Annotated in this window: 2 pseudogenes; one reads left to right on the forward strand and one right to left on the reverse strand. The window is 37.1% G+C overall.

Annotated elements, in window-relative coordinates:
• Positions 1 to 130: 130 nt before the first annotated feature.
• A pseudogene (locus ACSC97_RS18020) lies at positions 131 to 493 on the forward strand (HIT family protein); the annotation flags it as partial.
• 34 nt (positions 494 to 527) lie between these two features.
• Here ACSC97_RS18020 and ppk1 read toward each other — a convergent pair.
• A pseudogene (ppk1, locus tag ACSC97_RS18025) lies at positions 528 to 2,462 on the reverse strand (polyphosphate kinase 1); the annotation flags it as partial.
• Positions 2,463 to 2,609: the final 147 nt, after the last annotated feature.

A 2,609-nucleotide genomic window follows, 5' to 3' on the forward strand; every position in this document is an offset into this window, starting at 1 on the left:
AAATGGGTAATGTACAAGTTGCTGTAGAAGCATGTTTAGTTCGTCTGATCACAGATACTTTATAAACTATTTTAATACTTTTTTGAATCCGTCAATGCGTAAGTCCTAGAAATTTTATAATAAAAAGGAAACTAACATGACTCAACAGCAATGCCCTTATTGTCATTTTGATGAATATGACGTGCTTGCCAAAAATGATTTTGGTGTCGTTCTTCCTGAATACCGTCCTTTATCTAAAGGACATTGTGTCATTATCCCTTTACGCCACGTCGGCTCTTTTTTCGATATTACTGAAACAGAACGTCACAGCTTACAATCTTTGTTAGAACTTGCACGTAATGAACTTCGTTTACGTCATCAACCCGAAGGATTTCATATTGGGTTTAATGATGGCAATGTCTTTGGACGCTGTGATGACCATTTACATATTCACATTATCCCACGATATACCGATCAAAAATTACAATTGGATGACCGCTGGGGTTTTCAATAAATCATTATAAAAAAGAGAGCAATGCTCTCTTTTTTTATAGGCGTTGACTCAACTGCTCAAGTAAAACCATTTGTGCCGCATGATGGTGTTGATCAAGCCTCATTTCCACCTTTGACCATGTAGCATCCGCAGTAAGTTCCCAAGCATTTTGATTATCTTGTAAATAGCTGAATAGTCCTTGCTCTAAAATACGTTTTTTTAACTTTTTATCAAAGATAGGAAAACAGGTCTCAACACGTGAAAATAGGTTTCGTCCCATCCAGTCAGCACTTGCACAATATAACTTTTGTTCACCACCATGCTCAAAATAGTACACACGGGTATGTTCTAATAAGCGCCCAACAATTGAACGAACATGAATATTATCTGATAGATTTGGGACTTGTGGAATCAAGCAACAAATTGAACGCACAATTAATTGAATGTTTACTCCAGCCTGAGATGCTCTATACAATGCTGCAATTAATTGTGGTTCAGTCAACGCATTCACTTTAATCACAATTCTTGCTGTTTTACCCGCTTGAGCAAATTGAATTTCTTGCTCAATATAGTCAAGTAAAGTTTGGTGCAAAGTAAATGGTGCATGGAGTAAAGCTTTTAATTTGGCCATTTTACCCATACCGGTTAACTCTTGAAAAACTAAATGCACATCTTCACAAATATCAGCATGCGTAGTCATCAAACCATAATCAGTGTATAGCTTTGCATTCCCCGCATGATAATTACCTGTCCCTAAATGAACATAACGCACCAGTTGATCAACTTCACGACGTACAATTAAAATCATTTTTGCATGCGTTTTATAGCCGACGATGCCATAAACTACGACAGCTCCAGCCTCTTGCAAAACATTAGCAACCGTAATGTTAGACTCTTCATCAAAACGTGCACGTAGTTCAATGACTGCTGTCACTTCTTTACCATTACGCGCAGCTTCTGCTAGAACTTGTACAATTTCAGAATCAGGACCACTACGATACAAAGTTTGTTTAATCGCCAGTACATGAGGGTCTTTTGCCGCTTCCTTAAGCATCTGAATTACAGGTTGGAACGAATCAAAAGGATGATGTAACAAAATATCTTGATGTTTTAAAGTTTCGAACACAGAGTTCGATTTACGTAATACTTTCGGAATCACCGGATAAAAAGGCGAAAATTTTAAATGCTGGGCATCAAAGTTTGTCGTTAATCTAGCAAGATTAATAGGTCCTTGAATGGCATAAACATGTTGTTCAGTTAAATCAAATTGTGCCAATAAATAACTTACAATTTGCTTTGGACAGGCATGTTCTACTTCTAAACGCACAGCACGTCCGAAACGACGCGAAGACAATTCATCTTTTAAAGCAACTGCCAAGTCATCAACATCAGCAGCAAGCGTTAAATCAGCATTGCGGGTAACACGAAATGCATAACAACCTTTGACTTTCATGCCTGGGAAAAGTACCGCAATATGTTGCTGTAAAATAGCAGTGAGTAAAATATATTCTTGCTGCCCTTGTGTCACTGTATCGGGTAATTGAATTAAATGAGGTAAGGATCTTGGCGCAGGTACTATCGCCAATTCAATACTTCGACCAAAGGCATCTTTTCCTTCCAAACTCACAATAAAATTTAAGCTTTTATTAACCAATCTTGGAAATGGATGAGATGGATCTAAACTGATTGGCGTTAAAACTGGCTGTACGTGTTTTTTGAAATAATGTTCAATCCAAGGTAAATGCTTTTCTTGAATGTCTTGGAACTGAATAAATCGAATATTTGACTGCTGAAGTTTTGGCAATAAAACTTCATTTAAGATTTGATATTGCTGGGCAACCAATTCATGAATTCTGTGGGATAATTCTGCTAAAACAATTTCTGTCGGGATGGCATCGGGTGTTCGAGTTATTGCATTTAAATCAAGTTGTTTCATTAAACCCGCGATGCGAATCTCAAAAAACTCATCCAAGTTGTTTTTGAGTAATAAAGTTAAATACTAAGTAATAAACAATAATACTTAGTGGCTTTGTTGCACAAAGATTTGAAATGCAAAGCGCCCCTAATTGAGCCAAATTTAAGGCGTAACTTGGGTAAGTGGTCGACCTAATTCCGTAAATCTGTTGAGGACTGCTAC

This window comes from Acinetobacter sp. P1(2025) (assembly GCF_051390655.1).
GTDB lineage: Bacteria > Pseudomonadota > Gammaproteobacteria > Pseudomonadales > Moraxellaceae > Acinetobacter > Acinetobacter junii.